Genomic DNA, 16,645 nt, shown 5'->3' on the forward strand with positions numbered 1-16,645 from the left:
AGCGAAGGCGGGAGCGAAGGCTGCGACGCCGGTCGGGGCGGCGAAGGGGCGCGGCGGGGGCCGGGGCGGTTGGCAGACGGGCCGGTTTCGGCGATGGTCGCGATTACGCGGGGTCGCCCGCCTGTCCGTCGCCGCTCCGTTCGCAGTCTTTCGCCGATGTCCGTTTCCCCCGCCGGTCGCGTCCCCAAGGTCCTCGCCACCGCCGAGGCCGCCCGTGACGTGTCCGCCGACCTCCTGTTGATTCCCGTCTGGAAGCGGGCCGACCCCGGCGCCGAGCTGGCGGACCTCGATACGGCGACCGGCGGCCTGTTCGCCCGATTGCGGTCCCGCGGGGACCTCACCGGCAAGACGGGCGAGTGCCTCGTCCTGCCGGACCTGCCCCACATCGCCGCGGACCGGGCGGTTTGCATCGGGCTGGGCGAACCGGGGGCGCTGTCGCCGGCGGCGTGGGCCAAGGCGGTGCGGGTCGGCGTGCGGAAGGCGACCGGCAAACCGGACCGCTCCGTCGCCGTCGTGCTGACCAAGGAGGTCGCCGAGACCGTCGGCCTCCGCCGGGCCGTCGAGGAACTGGCCTGCTCCGCGACGATCGCCGGCATCGGCCCGGGGCTCTACAAGTCCGAGCCGGACCGCAACCCGCTGACCTCGCTCACCGCGATCCTCGCCGACACCGCCGACGTGCAGCCGGCCGAGGAGGCCCTGGAACGGGGCATCAAGCTGGGCGCCGCGGTGAACCTCGCCCGGGAACTGGTCGACCGCCCCGCCGAGGACGTGTACCCCGAGAGCGTCGCCGAACGGGCCGCCGCCTTCGCCAAAGACGTCGGACTCGGGTGCGTCGTGCTGGGCCCGGAGGAGTTGGAGTCGGAACGCTGCGGGTCGCTGCTCGCCGTGGCCCGGGGCAGTTCCCGGCCGCCGCGGGTCGTGGCTCTCTCCCACCTCAAGGGCGGCGACGGGCCGACGCTGGCGCTGGTCGGCAAGGGCGTGACGTTCGACTCCGGCGGCCTGTCCCTCAAACCCAACGAGGGGATGAAGGACATGAAATGCGACATGGCCGGGGCCGCCGCGGTGTTGGGCGCGATGGCGGCGATCGCCGGGCTCGACCTGCCGGTGAACGTGATCGGTTACGCGGGGCTGGTGGAGAACATGGTCTCCGGCAACAGCTATAAGCTCGGCGACGTGCTGCAAACCCGGCAGGGGACCACGGTCGAGGTGCTCAACACCGACGCCGAGGGCCGCCTGGTACTGGCCGACGTCCTCGACATGGCCGTGACCGGCGGCTCCTGGGCGAAGCCGGCCGACCGGCTGGTGGACCTCGCCACCCTCACCGGCGCCTGCGTGGTGGCGCTGGGCGAAGGCATCGTCGGCGGATTCCCCAACGACGACGCCTGGTGGTCCGAGGTGCACGCCGCCTTCGGGGACGCCGGCGAGGAGGTTTGGCGGATGCCGATGGCGGACTCCTTCAAGAGCCTGCTCGACAGCGACGTGGCGGACGTGAAGAACGTCGGCCCGCGTTACGGCGGGGCGGTCACGGCGGCGAAGTTCCTCGAGCGCTTCGTCGGCGACGTGCCCTGGGTCCACCTGGACATCGCCGGCCCCGCCTTCCGGGAGAAGGGCTCCTCCGACATGACCAGCGGCGCCACCGGCGTCGGCGTCCGCACCCTCGTCACGCTGGCGGAGAACTTCGGGAAGTGACCTCGTCCGCGATCCACGCGGCGAACGCCGGCAGGGCGTTCGCCGCGTCGAACCGACTGATCGCCGGCACCTCGTAGGGGTGCAGCTCCGCGAGGCGGGCGAGGGCGGCGTCGGCCCGGTCGGCGGTCGTTTTGCACAGCAGGGCCGCTTCGGACTCCTCCGTCACGGCGCCCTCCCAGCGGTACACGCTCCGCAGGCCCAGCAGCACGTTGCCGCAGGCGATCAGCCGCTCCTCGACCAACGTCCGGGCGAGGCTCGCGGCGGTTTGGGGGTCCGGCGCCGTGGCGTAGAGGAACACGATGTGAGGCATAGCGGCAGAGCGTAGGGTCCGCTCCGCGGACCGTCTTCCAAAACCTCCCGCCTTCCTTCACGGTCCGCGGGGCGGACCCTACGGTGAATGCATGAGCGACGACGCGAACGCCCCGCCCGCCAACGGTCCCCCCGCCGCTCCCCCCGCTGACGGCCCCCGCGCCGTGGTGGGCCTGGGCGAACTGCTGTGGGACGAGTTCCCGGCCGACGGGGGCGGCACGACCCGGCGCCCCGGCGGGGCGCCGGCGAACGTCGCGTTCCAGTGTCATCAACTCGGTCTGTCCGGCCGCGCGCTCAGCCGCGTCGGCGACGACGCCGACGGCCGGGACCTCGTCTCCTTCCTGGCGGAGAAGGGGCTGCCGACCGACCTGATCCAGACCGACCCGGACCTGCCCACCGGCCGCGTGAGCGTGACCCACGGCGCCGACGGCCCGGAGTACGTCATCCACCAGCCCGTCGCCTGGGACGCCCTGGAGGCGACGGACGCCGGCCGCGAGGAGATCGCCGGGGCGGCGGCGATTTGCTTCGGTTCGCTCGCCCAGCGGGACTTTCGCAGTCTGACCGCGATCCGCGAGTTGATCTCCGGCCGCCCGCAGCGGGTGCGGGCGGTGTTCGACGTAAACCTGCGGCAGAACTTCTTCACCGCTGACCTGCTGCGGGAATCGCTGAAGCGGGCCAACGTCTTGAAATTGAACGAGGCGGAGGTGCCCGTCGTGGCCCGTCTGCTGGATCTGCCGGCCGAGCCCGGGGAGTTCCTCCTCCAGGCGGCGGACCGCTGGCGATTGGACGCCGCCTGCGTGACCCGCGGCCCGGACGGCTGCCGCGTGTTGAAGGCCGGCGACGATCCCGTGAACGTCCCCGCCGAGCCGGTGCAGGTCGCGGACACCGTCGGCGCCGGCGACGCCTTCACCGCCGGCCTGATCTTCGCCCTGCTGGCCGACGCCGACGCCGAGCGCTGCGGCCGCTTCGCCAACGCCGTCGGCGGCCTCGTCGCCAGCCGCGGCGGTGCCATGCCGGAGCTGCGCGCGGAGTTCGCCGCCCTCAAGGCGAAGCACGGCTTCGCCTGAGCAAGGCGAGCGGTAGGCGTCAGCCCTCCGTGTCCTCGGGAGCGTGCGAACACACGGAGGGCTAACGCCCACCGCTCGCCCACGTCCTTTCGCCTACGTGAGCAGTTCGACGAACAGCGCCCGGGCGAGGTGCATGCGGTTCTCGGCCTGATCGAACACCCGCGATTGGGGGCCGTCGATCACCGCGGCGGTCACTTCCTCGCCGCGGTGGGCGGGCAGGCAGTGCAGGAAGACGGCGTCGTCGGCCGCGGCGTTCATCAGCGACGCGTCGACCTGATAGTTGGCGAACGCCCGCAGCTTCTCGTCCCGCTGGGCCTCCTGGCCCATCGAGGCCCAGACGTCGGTGACGATGGCGTCCGCCCCCGCCACCGCCCGGGAGGGCATGGCCCCGTGGTCGATCCGGGCGCCGGGCACGGCCGCCCTGAGCCGTTTGAGGAACGCCTCGTCGAACTCGTAATCCGGCGGGCTGCACAGGGTGAACCGCACGCCCAGCTTGGCGCAGGCGATCGCCAGGCTGCGGGAGACGTTGTTGCCGTCCCCCACGAACACGATCCGACGGCCGGACAGGTCGTCGCCGAAGGCCTCCCGCAGCGTGAGCAGATCGGTGAGGGCCTGGCAGGGGTGAAACTCGTCGGTCAGGCCGTTGACGACCGGCACGCCGGCGTCCGCGGCGAGGGCCTCGACCCGCTCCTGCCCGAAGGTCCGCATGACCACGGCGTCCGCCATTCGGCCGAGCACCCGGGCCACGTCGGAGGGGTCCTCGCGGCCCATCAGCCCGGCCTCCTGGGAGGTGAGGAACAGGTCGTTCCCGCCAAGCTGCGTCATCGCCGTCGAGAAGCTCAGCCGGGTCCGCAGGCTGGGCTTGTCGTAGATCTGCACCAGCGTGCGGCCGACCAGCGGCCGCGGGCACTCGCCGGCCCGGTACTGGCATTTCAGCTTCGCGGCCAGGTCGAGCAAGCCGACGATGCGGTCCGCCGACCAGTCGAACAGGGTCAGCAGGCAGTTCTCCGGGGCGACGAACGGCGCCGCGGCGGCGCCTTTAGCGACGCCCGGGAATGAGAGGGTTTCGGTCACGTTACGCTCCCCCGCCGGTCTCGTCGGCCGCAAGGTCGGCCGCGTCGGACAGGCAGTCGATGAGAATCGCACAGCCCTCGTCCACGTCCTCCGCGGTGACGTTCAGGGCCGGCAACAAACGAACCACGCTGCCCTGCGTGCTGTTGATAATCAGGCCGCGCTTCAGGCAGGCGTCCTGCACCGGGCCGGCGGGAACGGTCAACTGCACGCCGATCATCATCCCGCAGACCCGCACGGCCTCCACGATCGGGTTGGATTCGATCAGCGGTTCGAGAGCCCCGCGGAACCGTTCGGCCATGTCGAGGCAGTGTTCCAGCAGGCCCTCTTCTTCGATCGTGCGACCGGTGGCGAGGCCGGCCGCCATCGCGAGCGGATTGCCGCCGAAGGTGCTGGCGTGCATGCCCGGCCGCAGCGAGGGGGCGATCTCGTCCCTACAGACGATCCCCCCGCAGGCCACGCCCCCCGCCACGCCTTTGGCCAGAGTAAAGATGTCCGGCCGCACGCCGAAGGTTTCCGAGGCGAACCAGTGCCCGGTGCGGCCCATGCCGGTTTGCACCTCGTCGAAGATCAGCAGGGCGCCGGCTTCGTCGCAGATGTCCCGCAGCCCCTGCAAAAAGCCGGGCGGATGGACGTTCACGCCGCCCTCGCCCTGCACGGGCTCGATCATGATCGCGGCGGTCTCCGCGTCGACCAGCTCGCGGACGGCGTCGAGGTCGTTCAGCGGGGCGTAACGGAACCCGGGCATCAGCGGACCGAGGCCCGCGTGATACTTCGGCTGGGCCGTCGCCGTGACGGCCGCGAACGTCCGGCCGTGGAAGCCCTTCTCGAAGGTGACGACCCGATATTTTTCCTCCGGCGTGTGCAACCGGGCGAGCTTCAGGGCGGCTTCGGTGGCCTCCGCCCCGCTGTTGCAGAAGAACGCCTTGCCGAAGCTGCGCTGGGTGAGGAAGTCCGCGAACGCCGCCTGCTCCTCGATCAGCCAGGTGTTCGGCACGTGGATCAGCCGGCCGGCCTGCTCGCGAATCGCCTCGACCACCCGCGGCGGAGCGTAGCCCAGCAGGTTGCAGCCCCAGCCGGGGAACAGGTCCAGGTAGGAACGACCCTCCGCGTCCCACACGCGCGAGCCCTCGCCCCGCACCAGACTGATCGGCAGGCGGGGGTAGTTAGGGATGACCGCTCGCTCGAACAGCGCGGCGGTCTCCACGCTGGAGCGAAACGTCGGCGGATCGGCGAGAGCGGGCATGCGGCGGGGCAACTGGAGAAATTCTGGGTGAGTCAACGAAGAGGCCCGGCCGGGCCTCTGCGTTAGCGGGGGTCGTCGGCGACGATCTCGGTGCCGACGCCGCTGTCGGAATAGATCTCCAACAGGACGCTGTGCGGCGTGCGGCCGTCGACGAAGTGAATCTTGGTCACGCCGGCCAGCAGCGCCTCCAGCGCCGCCTCGACCTTGGGGATCATCCCGCCGGAGATCGCCCCGCTGTGGATCAGCTCCTCGGCACGATCGGCGGTGAGGTGCTGGATGAGGGTCGATTCGTCGTGGGGGTCGGCGTACAGACCGGCGACGTCGGAGAGGAACACGAGCTTCTCGGCGCCCAGCAGGCGGGCGAGGGCGGCGGCGGCGGTGTCGGCGTTGACGTTCAGCAGCCCCGCCGGCCCGGGCACGCGGCGATCGCGGGCCAGGGAGGGCAGCACGGGGATGCGGTCTTCCTTCAAGACGTCTTCGATCGCCCGGTGGTTCGCGCCGATCGCCTCGCCGACCAATCCCAGGTCCAGCGGCTGCCCGTCCTCGCCCGGCAGGGTGAGCGGACGGCCGTAGAGGGCCAACCCGTCCGGGGCGCCCATTTCGAAGTTGCACAGGGCCACCGCTTTGCCCCCCTGCCGTTCGATCCCGGCGGCCAGCGAACGGCTGATCCCGGCCAGCGTCTTCGCCACCACGGACAGCGAATCCGCGTCCGTGTAGCGGCGGCCGGCGACGAACTTGGATTCCAGCCCGGCCTCGGCCATCGCGGCGCTAATCGCCTTGCCGCCGCCGTGCACCAGCACGGGCTTCAGGCCGACCGTCTCCATGAAACGCACGTCCGCCAGCAGGCAGTCGACGGCCTCCTCGTTCTCGAGGGCGCTGCCGCCGAGCTTCACCACGACGTACCGCCCGCGGAACGCCCGGATCCACTCGCCGGCGCTCAGCAGGGTCTCCGCGTCGCGGATCGCCCTCTCGCGGGCATCGGTCGCGTTCGGGGCGGGACGAAGGGCCAGCGAGCCGGCGTCTGCGGGGGGCGCCGGCGGCACAGGACGGGGGGGCGACGGGGTCGGAAACGAAGGGGAAGGGGCGATTGTGAACCGGCCGACCGACGCGGTCAAACCGTCGGGGCGGTCCGGGGCGGTCCGGGGCGGGCGGGCCGGGAGACTTCGCAGAAGTTTCTCAGCCCGCCGTCGTCGTCATAGCCGGACTCCGCGATTCGACCGCGGGGAACCCAACGGACCGGGACGAACCGGCCTCAAACGGCGGACTGGGGCGCCGCCGAGGCGGCCGGTCGGTCGATGCACCTTCCTGTGCGGGACCCGGTCCCGCACCGTCTCCTCTCCCCCGCTTCCCCCGCCCGCAACCGGCCAAGGACGGCCCGCCGGACCGCCCTTATGCCCAACCCCCGTTTGCGTTCCCACCTCCCCGTCGGGGATCTGTTGGACCTCGCCGAGCGCCCCGAGCGCCCGCCCGCCCGCCCGGTGTGGCTGGGTCGGTTCGTGGACGCCGCCGCGGAGTTGTTCGATCCGCTCAGCGGCCTCGGCCGGGTGGGCTTTCGCAGCGAACCGGGCGAGGACGGTTGGGCCGTCGCGCTGTTCCTGGGCGCCACGGAGATCGTCGGGGGTCCCGGCGACGGCACGGTCGCCCCGGCCCGCTTCCGCTTCGACGCCGCCGGATTGGCGGCCCTGTTCGACGAACCGCCCGCGGTGAGCCTGGAAGTCGCCCCGCCGCAATCCGCCGCCGACGCGGACACCGACCGGGGGGAACGGCTGGACGCGGCGCTGACGCTGGTGGGCACGGTCGAGGGCCACGCCCTCAGTGCGACGGTGCTCAGCGTGCCGCCGGCCGGCGCCGAACCGGGGTTCAAGCGCTACGCCAACGGCCTGCAATCGCCCCTCCCGGCCTGACGCCGCCGGCAGTCGCCGTGTGACGGCCCGTCGGGCCGCGGGCCCGGCGAACGTCGGACGCGGCGGGGCGGTCGATAGACTGACCCGTTCGCCGCCGCATTCTCGTTCTGAAGCGTTCGCCCATGTCGCCTAAAGCTCGCCGCATCACCGGACTGGTTCTGATCTGGCTCGTCGGTCTGGCGTTGGCCGCCAGCGCCGGCATGAAACTGGCGGGGATGGCGGAGGGCGAATCCGCCTCCGCCGGCGGGCTCGACGGGTTGATCCGGCCGTTGGGCGTCGTCGAACTGCTGTCGGCGGTTCTGCTGCTCGTTCCGTTGACGCATCGGCTGGGTTTGTTGCTCTGCACGGCCTATCTGGGTGGGGCGATCGCGGCCAGCATCGTCATGATGGGGCTGGCCGAGGCGCTGCCCGCCGCGATCCTGCAGGCACTGCTCTGGACCGGGGCGACGCTCCGCACGCCGGACCTGCTCGGTCCGCTGCTGGTGCGCCCCGCGCCCGTCGGCGCCCCGCCCGTTCGCTCGTCCGCTGCCGAGACTCCGCTTTGAACGATCCGCTGCACCCCGGCCTGCCGTCGCGGCACGAATACTGGATGCGGCGGGCGCTGGATCTCGCCGCCGCCGCCGGGGAGATGGACGAAGTCCCGGTGGGGGCGCTGGTCGTGTACGCCCCGCCGGTCGGCCCGGAGGAGGAGGACGTCGGCCTGACGACGGAGCGGGTGATCGGCGAGGGCTACAACCAGCGGGAGACGCTGTCCGACCCCACCGCCCACGCGGAGATGATCGCCCTCACCCAGGCCGCCGAGGCACTGGGCAGTTGGCGGTTGGACGACTGCACGCTGTACGTCACGCTGGAGCCCTGCCCGATGTGCGCCGGGGCGATCGTGAACGCCCGCGTCCCCGCGGTGGTCTACGGCGCCGCCGACCCCAAGGCCGGCGCCTGCGACAGCCTGTTCCGCCTCACGGACGACCCCCGCCTGAACCACCGCAGCGCCGTCCTCGGCGGCGTCCTGGCCGGCGAGTGCGGGGCGATCCTGACGGACTTTTTCCGGGCCAAGCGGGCGCTGGGGAAAAAGTGACGTTCGCGAAAGAGGCGTGAAAGCCGGCCCGCTTCTCGCAAGGATCAACGCACTCGCAACAGGACTCTCGCATGCTTCCCTCGACCGTGGGCGACCTGCTCCTCCCGCACGAACCGCGGCCGAGCTTCACGGTCGATCTGACGCGGGAGTTCAAGCAGATCGCCGACCGCTGCGATGTGTGGCTGTCGGTCCGCGGTTCCACCCTCCTTACCGGACACGCGGCGTTGGAGCAGGCCGAGGAGGTGCGGAAGGTCGTCGAAGCGATCTTGAAACTGGGGGTGCCGCGGGAGGCCGTGCATCTGGCGGACGTGTCGATCGACAGTAAGAGCGGCGTGTTCACCCGCTCCACCGAGGCGGCTTACGCCCTGCGGGTCGAGGTGACGGATCTGGCGAGGCTGGCGGACCTGCTCACGGCGGTCACGGCCCCGAAGACCTGCCGGCTGGTGCGAATCGACTATCGATTCTCCGACGACGAGGCCGTGGCCGACGAATGGATCGCCCAAACGATCGGCGACTGCGTCCGCCGCGCGAAAGCGGTCGCCGCGGCGGCGGGAGTCACGCTGGGAACGTTGCGGGAGGTGACCCACGAAGTCATCCGCCCGCGGCCGTCGTCCTACTCGTCCGACAGCCGACTCGGCGGATTCGACGACGACCTGATAGGAACGCGGCTCACTGAGACCGCGGATTCGCTGCCCGGTCCGGTGGTGCGAGAGCGACGCGTTCGGGTCGACGCCGGGTTGCGGTACGAAATCGGTCCGCCGGACGACCCTGCCGCCGGAGCGACGGCGTGACGCGCCTCCCGCTTGGGCCGGCACGGGGCGGCCGCTAGGCTGCCCCGGCGTTCGCCCGACTCTGTTCTGCCCGCCTCGCCGTATGTCCGGTTCCGTTTCCCGCCGCACCGCCCTGCAAACCGGGGCGGCCGCCGTCGCCCTGACCGGAGCGCCGTTCCTGCGGGCGTTCGACAAAACCGGCTCGAAGCCCGTCACCGTCGGTTCCGGCGAACACGTTTACCAGTGGCAGGGGAACTGGGGCGAACTGCCAACGGGGTTCGCCTGGGGCAATACGCACGGCGTCTGCCAGTCCGCGGACGGCACGATCTTCCTCTGCCATCAGGCTGAGGGCGGCCCGAAGCGGGCCGTCGTGCTGGCGTTCGATCCGGACGGCAAGTTCCTGCGGTCCTGGGGCGAAGAGTTCCACGGCGGCGGCCACGGGCTCGATCTGCGTGAAGAAGGCGGCGAGGAGTTTCTGTATCTGACCGACCTGTCCCAGCCCTGCACGGTGAAGTTCACGCTGGCCGGCGAGGAAGTCCGCCGCTGGGGCCAGCCGGACGCCAAGCAGTACGGCGACGGCCAGCGGTACATGGCGACGAACGTCGCCTTCACCCCGGACGGCGGCTTCTTCGTCGGGGACGGTTACGGGTCCAGCCACCTCATCAAATACGACGCGAAGGGCGACCTCGTCGGCGTGTTCGCGGAGAAGGGTGGCGAGCCTGGCCAGTTGAACTGCCCGCACGGCCTGCTGTGGGACGACCGCCCCGGCCGCGAGCCGGCCCTCGCCGTGGCGGACCGCGGCAACCACCGCATCAGCTATTTCGACCTGAACGGCAAGTTCCTGCGGGTCGAAGCGGCGAACACCGTGCCCAGCCCCTGCGACTTCGCCGACGTGCATGAGTCGGGCGTCCGCCTCGTGCCGGACCTCAGGGCCCGGGTGACGCTGCTGGATGCGGAGAACAACCTGCTCACCCACCTCGGCGACGACGCGGACTGGATCGAGTCCACCCAGGCGGACGGCCGGGCGATGCGGAACAAGCCGAAGCAGTGGAAGCCGGGCCGGTTCGTCGCCCCGCACGACGCGGCGTTCGTGAACGGCGGGGACATCCTCGTCGCCGAGTGGGTGCCGACCGGCCGCCTGACCTATCTGAAGCGGGTGTGATCCAATCCCGCCCGGCCGTTTGCGACGCCGGCCCGGCGGGCGGCGAAGACCCGGCGGGGACGGCCCGCCGGTTGGCCCGGCAGTACGCCCGCACCGCGGACGGTCTGCTGATCGGCGAGCCGGGGCGGGGTCTGCTCGCGCTTCCCTCCCCGCCCGGGGCCGTCGGGCCGATTCGTTGCGGCACGACAGCGCTGATCCCCGGCGGACCGCTGGCCGCCCCGGAGGATGCGGGGGCGCTGATCCGCCTGACGGAGGCGTGGGCCGAGCCGCTGGGTCTGGCGCCGCTGTCGTTGAACGTGACCGAGGCCGAACTGCCCCCGCTCCTCGCTGCCGGCTACCAGCCGACGCGGACCGCTTCGGAGTGCGTGGTGAGACACCCGGGGGACTGGTCCGGGTCCCGGTACCGGGCGGTGCGCGCCGCCTGCGCCCGGGCGGAGCGGGGCGGGACGGTGGTGCGGGAACTGAACGACCACGATGCGGCCTGGCAGGACCTCCCGGCGATCTTCGCCGCGCACCTCGCCGCCAAACCGCAGCGGCGTCCGGCCGGGCCGTTCGTCGCCCTGCCGCCGACAGGGCCGTCGGACGAACGAAGGGTGTGGGTCGCCGCGGTCCGGGGGGGCGCCGTCGGCTTCGCCACCGCCTGCCCGCTGGGCCGCTGGGAGGCGGACGGGTCGCGGCGCTGGACCCTCGGGGCGTTCCACACCCGGCCGGACGCCCCCCCCGGCACGGCCGCGGCCTTGGTTCGCGGACTGCTGGATGATTTGGTCGCGGAAGGGATCGGCGCCGTCTCCCTCGGCCCGGCGCCGGCGGTGGTGACGGGGCCGGCGCCAGCGGGGGAGAACCGACTCGTGGCCCGGGGCGTGCGGGCGTGGATTCGGGCGGGCAACGGCCTGTTCGACGCCCGCGGCCTGTGGCATTTCAAATCCCGATTCCGGCCGACGCTCGAACCGCTCTACGCCTGTGGTCGGCCGCGGGTGACGGCCCGGCAGGCGGCCGACTTCGTCCGGGCCAGCGGCGTGCTGCGGGTCGATCCGCGGCGGGCGCTGCGGGGAACCTGGGCTGACCTGCGGCGCCCGGCGGCCTTCGGCGCCCTTCCGTAACGGCGCAGCAAAGCGTCCCGGACCTTGGGAAAGATCCGGGACGCGGGCGACTAGTTCAGGTGGTCTCGACTACGGGCCGAGGACCGGCATCGGGTCGGGGATCTCGGAGATCAGCCCGCGTTCGTACAGGCGGCGGGCGCACTCCGGGAGGTGCTGGTTGAGGTAGTCCAGCATCGCGGCGTCGTCGGGCTCCCAGCCGTAGCGGCCCAGTTCAGCGTACACGTCGGCCGGGTCCTCCCGCAGGACGAGCAACTGATAGGCGGCGACGATGCTGCCGGTCCGCTGCGAGCCGGCGGCGCAGTGCACCAGTACCTTGCGGTCCGCCCGACGGGCGCTGGTCAGGGCGACGAGGGCGTTGAAGTAGGTCTCGAAGTCGCCGGTGCCGTCGCCCCGCAGGGGGAAGCGTTCGAACTTCACGTCCTCCATCGCTTCGACCGCGGCGACCTCCTCCGGGTGACCGGGTTCGTCCTTGTCGTTGCCCATCAGGCAGATGACGGTGTCGATCCCGTGTTCCTCAAGGGTGGGCACGAACATCGCCTCGGAGATCTGCCCGCTGCGGAACAGGCCGTCGGTTTCGACGACGCCGAAGCGTTTGGCGATGAATTCGTACTTCACCGCGTCCCAGGCCAGGACCGCGGCGAGGCCGGACAGGATCAGGAAGCCCGCGATCCACCAGCCGCGCTGGGCGGACTCGTGTCTCCGCGAGGAGGAACGATGCGACTCCGACCGGCCGGCGGCGGACTGTGAGTCGGTGGCGCCCATGGCGGACGACGGGGTGGCAACGGCGACGGACATGACGAACTCCTCGAGGGTGGCGTGTTCCCGTCTTCGCACAACTCCCGGCTGATTGGGAGACCGGTTCCCGCCCTGAAAAATCGAGGTCCGCGACGGAAAAACGGAGCCGCGGACGCCCGCGGTCACCAATCGACCGTTCCCGATCGGATCTCCCGGGCGGCCTGGCCGTCGAACACCCGCAGGGCGCCGTCGGCGGTCACGCCGCAAGCCGTGCCGGACACCTTAGCGGCGCCGGCGGCGACGCTCACCGCCCGTCCGGCCAGCACGTCACGGGCCGCCCAGAGGGTCGGATCGAGCCGGCCGCCCTCGGCGAGATCCGTGAAGGCGGCTTCGAGTCGCACCAGCAAATCGATCAGAACCGCGAGGGCGTCATGCGGGCCGCGCTCCCCCCGCAGCGTCGCCGCGGGGCGGGGGAGGTGCGACGGGAACGCGGCCGGGTCGCAGTTCAGATTCAGCCCGACTCCCACCGCGACCCGGTCGAGCCGCGGGCGTTCGCACAGTACCCCGGCCAGTTTGCCCCAGGGGACCTCCACACCGGGAACCGGCGGGGCGGGGCGGAGCAGCACGTCGTTCGGCCACTTCACCCCGACCTCCGCGTCCGTCAGGCCCGCCGCCGTCTCCGCCACGGCCAGTCCAGCGACCGGCGCGAGCAGGGCCGCATCAGGGAGGCCCTCCGGCGGACGGAGCAGCAGGGTGAAGGTCAGGCAGCCCGGCGGGGCCGCCCAACGGTTCGCCCCCCGGCCGCGGCCGCCGGTCTGTCGCTCGGCAAGAACGAGGACCGGCAGGGTCGCGTCGGCGTCCGCGGCGAGTTCCAGCGCCCGATCGTTCGTGCTGCCGAGTTCGGCGTGCAGTTCGACCGAGCGAACGAACGTCTCGCTCCGCAGGCGGGCGGCGGCGTCGGGGGGGAAGGACATTGGAACGCGTCACGCCGAGGGCCGGCCGGCCCTCGGCGTTGAGTCAGGCCTCCAACGTGACCAGCAGATCGCCCGCGGCGACCTGGGAGCCGGCGGCGACGCTGACGGACTTCACCACGGCCTCGTTCTCGGCGGCGAGGTTCGTCTGCATCTTCATCGCCTCGATCGTGAGCAGCTTCTGGCCCGGCTTGACCCGGTCGCCGGCCTGGACGGCGACGGTCACGACCATCCCCGGCATCGGGCTGCCGATCTGATTCGGGTCGGCCGGGTCGGCCTTCACGGCGGCGGCGGCGTCCGCCTCCAGGCTGCGGTCCTGCACGGTCACGTCCCGGGGTTGGCCGTTCAGCTCGAAGAAGACCGTGCGGGTGCCGTCCGGGTGCGGGGAGCCGATCGCGAGGAACTTCACGATCAGCCGCTTGCCGGGCTCGATGTCCACCGCGACCTCTTCCCCCGGCTCCAGGCCGTAGAAGAAGTTGGGCGTGGGCAGGCCGCTGGTGTCGCCGAACTGGCCGCGGTGGGCGGCAAAGTCCTTGAAGACGGCGGGGTAGAGCAGGTGGCTCAGCACGTCGCGGTCGCCGGCCTCGCCGGGGGTCAGCTTCTCGACCTCCTCGCGGGCCTTCTCGAAGTCCGCCGGGTCCAGGCTGGCGCCGGGGCGGTCGGTGAAGGGCTCCTGATCGCGGAGGACCTTCTTCATCACCGCCTCCGGGAAGCCGCCCGGCGGTTGGCCCATCGCCCCGCCGATCAGGTCGACGACCGATTGCGGGAAGCTCAGTTCGCGGTCGGTGGCGAGGACGTCCTCCGCCTCCATCTCGTTGGCGACGAGGAACAGGGCCATGTCGCCGACCGCCTTGCTGGTCGGGGTCACCTTCACGATGTCGCCGAACAGCCGGTTCACCTCGGCGTAGATGCGGCAGACGTCCTGCCAGCGGTCCGCCAGGCCCAGCGCCCGGGCCTGCTGGAACAGGTTCGTGTACTGCCCGCCGGGCATCTCGTGGTCGTACAGGTCCCCGGTGGCGGGGAGCACGTCGGCCTCGAAGGGGCGGTAGTACTCCCGCACGGCCCGCCAGTAGGTGGCCGCTTCGGACAGCGCCGCGGTCGGCAGTTCCGTGTCGCGGGGACCGAACCGCAGGGCCTCGGCGAGGGTGTTGAGGTTCACCTGGGCCGTCCCGCCGGACAGCGGGGCCATCGCGGCGTCGGCGACGTCGAGGCCCACGTCGGCGGCGTTCAGGATGCTCGCGGCCTGAATGCCGGCGGTGTCGTGGGTGTGGAAGTGAATCGGCAGGTCGGTTTCGTCCCGCAGCGCCTTGACCAGCTTCCGGGCCGCCTCCGGCTTGCAGAGGCCGGCCATATCCTTGATCGCCAGGATGTTCGCCCCCAGCGATTCCAGCTCCTTGGCGAGGCTGACGTAGTACTTCAGGTCGTACTTCGTCCGCTTCGGGTCGAGCAGGTCGCCGGTGTAGCACAGGCAGGCTTCGCAGAGGGCGCCGGTCTCCCGGACGGCCTCCATCGCGACGCGCATGTTCTTCGTCCAGTTCAGGGCGTCGAACACGCGGAACAGGTCCAGCCCGGCGTCGGCCGTCTCCTTGACGAACTCCTTCACCACGTTGTCCGGGTAATTGGTGTACCCGACGGCGTTGCTGGCCCGGAGCAACATCTGGAACAGGATGTTCGGGGTCGCCTCCCGCAGGTCGGCCAACCGCTGCCAGGGGGACTCCTTCAGGTACCGCATCGAGACGTCGAAGGTCGCCCCGCCCCACATTTCGATGCTGAACAGCCCGCTGAGCCGGTGGGCGTAGGCGTCGGCGACGTTCAGCATGTCCTTCGTGCGGACGCGGGTCGCCAGCAGCGACTGGTGAGCGTCGCGGAAGGTGGTGTCCGTGATCAGCAGGCGTTCCTGCTCGCGGATCCAGCCGGCGAACTTCTCCGGGCCGAGCTCCTTGAACTTGTCGCGGCTGCCCTTGGGGATCGCCGCCTTTGGGTCGAACTTCGGCACGGGGGCCGGTTCGCGGCGCAGGGCGGGCGGGCGGTCCTTCACCAGCTCGTTGCCGTTGACGATCGTCTCGCCGAGGTACCGCAGCAGCTTGGTCGCCCGGTTCTTGCGGTCCGGGAATTTGAACAGGTCCGGGGTGCTGTCGATGAACCGGGTGGTCGCCTCGCCGGCGACGAAGGTCGGATGATCGAGGACCTTCAGCAGGAAGGGGATGTTCGTTTTGACGCCCCGGATGCGGAACTCCATCAGGGTCCGCTTCATCTTGGTGATGGCGTCCTGGAACCGCCGTCCCTGGGCGGTGACCTTCACCAGCAGCGAGTCGTAGAACGGGTTGACCACCGCCCCGCTGAAGGCGTTGCCGGCGTCCAGCCGCACGCCGGGGCCGCCGGAGCTGCGGTAGTGGGCGATGCGGCCGTAGTCCGGGACGAAGCCGTTGGCGGGGTCTTCGGTCGTCACGCGGCACTGCACGGCGAAGCCGTCCACCCGCACTACGTCCTGCGAGGGCAGGCCGATCGCTTCGTCGTCCAGCCGCGCCCCGCCGGCGACGAGGATCTGAGACTTGACGATATCGATGCCCGTCACCTCCTCGGTGACGGTGTGCTCCACCTGGATGCGGGGGTTCACCTCGATGAAGTAGAACTCCTCGCGGTCGGCGTCGTAGAGAAACTCGACGGTGCCGGCGCTGCGGTAGTTCACCTGGGCGCCGATCTTGACCGCGGCGTCGCACAGCCCGTCGCGGATCTTCTCCGGCAGGTTGGGAGCCGGGGCGATCTCGACCACCTTCTGGTGGCGGCGCTGGACGGAGCAGTCGCGTTCCCGCAGGTGCACGAGGTTGCCGTGCCCGTCGCCCAGCAGCTGCACCTCGATGTGGCGGGCCCGCTCGATGAAGCGTTCGAGGAAGATCTCCCCGCTGCCGAAGGCCGTCTGGCTCTCCCGCTGGGCGCCCTCGAAGGCGTCGGCGAGTTCGTCGGCCGTCCGCACGATCCGCATGCCGCGGCCGCCGCCGCCGTGGGCGGCCTTCAGCATGACCGGGTAGCCCATGCCGTCGGCGAGCGTCTTCGCCTCGGCGACGTCGGTGACGGCCTCGGTGCCCTCCAGCACCGGCACGTTCGCCTGCTTTGCGAGAGTGCGGGCGCTGGTTTTGTCGCCCAGCCCCTTGAGCACGTCGACGGTCGGCCCGATGAACCGCACGCCGGCCGCTTCGAGCTGCTGGGCGAAGTTCGCGTTCTCGGACAGGAACCCGTAACCGGGGTGCACCGCGTCCACGCCCTCCCGCACGCAAAGGGCGACGAGGTTCGGCACGTCCAGATAGGCCGCCAGCGGCTCGCCCGGTTTGCCGACCTGATACGCCTCGTCCGCTTTGAAGCGGTGCAGGGCGAAGCGGTCCTCGTGGGTGTAGACGGCGACGGTCCGCAGGCCCAACTCCGTAGCGCTGCGGAAGATCCGAATCGCGATCTCGCCGCGGTTGGCGACCAGCAGCTTGCGGATCGGACCGGACTGGGACGCTCCGGCGGAGGGTTGGGGGTCGGCCATCGGGGAAGCGGTCGGGAACG

At 71.4% G+C, this 16,645-nt stretch carries 15 protein-coding genes; 8 read left to right on the forward strand and 7 right to left on the reverse strand.

The window, feature by feature from the left end:
* Nucleotides 1-156 precede the first annotated feature (156 nt).
* Nucleotides 157-1,689 carry a leucyl aminopeptidase gene (locus CA12_RS15065; RefSeq protein ID WP_145359858.1) on the forward strand — a complete coding sequence of 511 codons (1,533 nt, stop codon included), beginning with the start codon at nucleotides 157-159 and terminating at the stop codon, nucleotides 1,687-1,689.
* Here CA12_RS15065 and cutA read toward each other — a convergent pair.
* The gene (cutA, locus tag CA12_RS15070) at nucleotides 1,661-1,999 is read right to left on the reverse strand and encodes a divalent-cation tolerance protein CutA (RefSeq protein ID WP_145359859.1); all 339 of its coding nucleotides are present in this window, start codon (nucleotides 1,997-1,999) and stop codon (nucleotides 1,661-1,663) included. The two genes, CA12_RS15065 and cutA, sit on opposite strands and share 29 nt — an antisense overlap.
* Nucleotides 2,000-2,090: 91 nt before the next feature.
* On the opposite strand from cutA, the gene CA12_RS15075 reads away from it, so the two are divergent.
* Entirely contained in the window at nucleotides 2,091-3,065 is a 975-nt protein-coding gene (locus CA12_RS15075) for a PfkB family carbohydrate kinase (RefSeq protein ID WP_145359860.1), read from the forward strand.
* A gap of 93 nt (nucleotides 3,066-3,158) precedes the next feature.
* Here the strand turns inward: CA12_RS15075 and argF are convergent, their stop codons facing one another.
* From argF to argB, 3 genes are all read right to left on the reverse strand, one after another.
* Nucleotides 3,159-4,139: an ornithine carbamoyltransferase gene (gene argF, locus CA12_RS15080; protein ID WP_242687926.1), complete on the reverse strand. Its 981-nt coding sequence runs from the start codon at nucleotides 4,137-4,139 to the stop codon at nucleotides 3,159-3,161.
* Nucleotide 4,140: 1 nt separating this feature from the next.
* Nucleotides 4,141-5,382: an aspartate aminotransferase family protein gene (locus CA12_RS15085; RefSeq protein ID WP_145359861.1), complete on the reverse strand. Its 1,242-nt coding sequence runs from the start codon at nucleotides 5,380-5,382 to the stop codon at nucleotides 4,141-4,143.
* A gap of 62 nt (nucleotides 5,383-5,444) precedes the next feature.
* Nucleotides 5,445-6,392 carry an acetylglutamate kinase gene (gene argB / locus CA12_RS15090; RefSeq protein WP_145361571.1) on the reverse strand — a complete coding sequence of 316 codons (948 nt, stop codon included), beginning with the start codon at nucleotides 6,390-6,392 and terminating at the stop codon, nucleotides 5,445-5,447.
* Nucleotides 6,393-6,773: 381 nt separating this feature from the next.
* Here argB and CA12_RS15095 point away from each other — a divergent pair, with 381 nt between their 5' ends.
* The 6 genes from CA12_RS15095 (at nucleotide 6,774) to CA12_RS15115 (ending at nucleotide 11,393) form a co-directional block, all read left to right on the forward strand.
* On the forward strand, nucleotides 6,774-7,286 hold the full coding sequence (locus tag CA12_RS15095; protein WP_145359862.1) for a hypothetical protein: 513 nt from the start codon (nucleotides 6,774-6,776) through the stop codon (nucleotides 7,284-7,286).
* 122 nt (nucleotides 7,287-7,408) lie between these two features.
* Entirely contained in the window at nucleotides 7,409-7,831 is a 423-nt protein-coding gene (locus CA12_RS15100) for a DoxX family protein (RefSeq protein ID WP_145359863.1), read from the forward strand.
* Between the two features lie 44 nt (nucleotides 7,832-7,875).
* Entirely contained in the window at nucleotides 7,876-8,361 is a 486-nt protein-coding gene (gene tadA / locus CA12_RS15105) for a tRNA adenosine(34) deaminase TadA (protein ID WP_145361574.1), read from the forward strand.
* 71 nt (nucleotides 8,362-8,432) lie between these two features.
* The gene (locus CA12_RS15110) at nucleotides 8,433-9,152 is read left to right on the forward strand and encodes an SIMPL domain-containing protein (protein WP_145359864.1); all 720 of its coding nucleotides are present in this window, start codon (nucleotides 8,433-8,435) and stop codon (nucleotides 9,150-9,152) included.
* Nucleotides 9,153-9,234: 82 nt separating this feature from the next.
* Complete coding sequence (locus CA12_RS22175) at nucleotides 9,235-10,293, forward strand: NHL repeat-containing protein (protein WP_165700784.1); 1,059 nt, start codon at nucleotides 9,235-9,237, stop codon at nucleotides 10,291-10,293.
* Nucleotides 10,290-11,393, forward strand: coding sequence for a phosphatidylglycerol lysyltransferase domain-containing protein (locus tag CA12_RS15115; RefSeq protein WP_165700785.1), 1,104 nt, complete (start codon nucleotides 10,290-10,292; stop codon nucleotides 11,391-11,393). The genes CA12_RS22175 and CA12_RS15115 overlap by 4 nt, the downstream gene beginning before the upstream one ends.
* 69 nt (nucleotides 11,394-11,462) lie before the next feature.
* On the opposite strand, the gene CA12_RS15120 is transcribed toward CA12_RS15115, so the two are convergent.
* The 3 genes from CA12_RS15120 to CA12_RS15130 form a co-directional block, all read right to left on the reverse strand.
* A complete protein-coding gene (locus CA12_RS15120) occupies nucleotides 11,463-12,188 on the reverse strand; it encodes a dual specificity protein phosphatase family protein (protein WP_145359866.1) in 726 nt (241 codons plus the stop codon).
* Between the two features lie 122 nt (nucleotides 12,189-12,310).
* Complete coding sequence (locus tag CA12_RS15125; RefSeq protein WP_145359867.1) at nucleotides 12,311-13,102, reverse strand: biotin--[acetyl-CoA-carboxylase] ligase; 792 nt, start codon at nucleotides 13,100-13,102, stop codon at nucleotides 12,311-12,313.
* Nucleotides 13,103-13,145: 43 nt separating this feature from the next.
* Nucleotides 13,146-16,625 carry a pyruvate carboxylase gene (locus CA12_RS15130; protein WP_145359868.1) on the reverse strand — a complete coding sequence of 1,160 codons (3,480 nt, stop codon included), beginning with the start codon at nucleotides 16,623-16,625 and terminating at the stop codon, nucleotides 13,146-13,148.
* Nucleotides 16,626-16,645 lie beyond the last annotated feature (20 nt).

This window comes from Alienimonas californiensis, assembly GCF_007743815.1.
Lineage (GTDB): Bacteria > Planctomycetota > Planctomycetia > Planctomycetales > Planctomycetaceae > Alienimonas > Alienimonas californiensis.

What these genes read in the sequence shown, in the direction of transcription:
- CA12_RS15065 (WP_145359858.1), top strand. Translation starts at nt 157, where the DNA reads ATGTCCGTTTCCCCCGCCGGTCGCGTCCCCAAGGTCCTCGCCACCGCC.
- cutA (WP_145359859.1), bottom strand. Translation starts at nt 1,999, where the DNA reads ATGCCTCACATCGTGTTCCTCTACGCCACGGCGCCGGACCCCCAAACC.
- CA12_RS15075 (WP_145359860.1), top strand. Translation starts at nt 2,091, where the DNA reads ATGAGCGACGACGCGAACGCCCCGCCCGCCAACGGTCCCCCCGCCGCT.
- CA12_RS15085 (WP_145359861.1), bottom strand. Translation starts at nt 5,382, where the DNA reads ATGCCCGCTCTCGCCGATCCGCCGACGTTTCGCTCCAGCGTGGAGACC.
- CA12_RS15095 (WP_145359862.1), top strand. Translation starts at nt 6,774, where the DNA reads ATGCCCAACCCCCGTTTGCGTTCCCACCTCCCCGTCGGGGATCTGTTG.
- CA12_RS15100 (WP_145359863.1), top strand. Translation starts at nt 7,409, where the DNA reads ATGTCGCCTAAAGCTCGCCGCATCACCGGACTGGTTCTGATCTGGCTC.
- tadA (WP_145361574.1), top strand. Translation starts at nt 7,876, where the DNA reads ATGCGGCGGGCGCTGGATCTCGCCGCCGCCGCCGGGGAGATGGACGAA.
- CA12_RS15110 (WP_145359864.1), top strand. Translation starts at nt 8,433, where the DNA reads ATGCTTCCCTCGACCGTGGGCGACCTGCTCCTCCCGCACGAACCGCGG.
- CA12_RS22175 (WP_165700784.1), top strand. Translation starts at nt 9,235, where the DNA reads ATGTCCGGTTCCGTTTCCCGCCGCACCGCCCTGCAAACCGGGGCGGCC.
- CA12_RS15120 (WP_145359866.1), bottom strand. Translation starts at nt 12,188, where the DNA reads ATGTCCGTCGCCGTTGCCACCCCGTCGTCCGCCATGGGCGCCACCGAC.
- CA12_RS15125 (WP_145359867.1), bottom strand. Translation starts at nt 13,102, where the DNA reads ATGTCCTTCCCCCCCGACGCCGCCGCCCGCCTGCGGAGCGAGACGTTC.
- CA12_RS15130 (WP_145359868.1), bottom strand. Translation starts at nt 16,625, where the DNA reads ATGGCCGACCCCCAACCCTCCGCCGGAGCGTCCCAGTCCGGTCCGATC.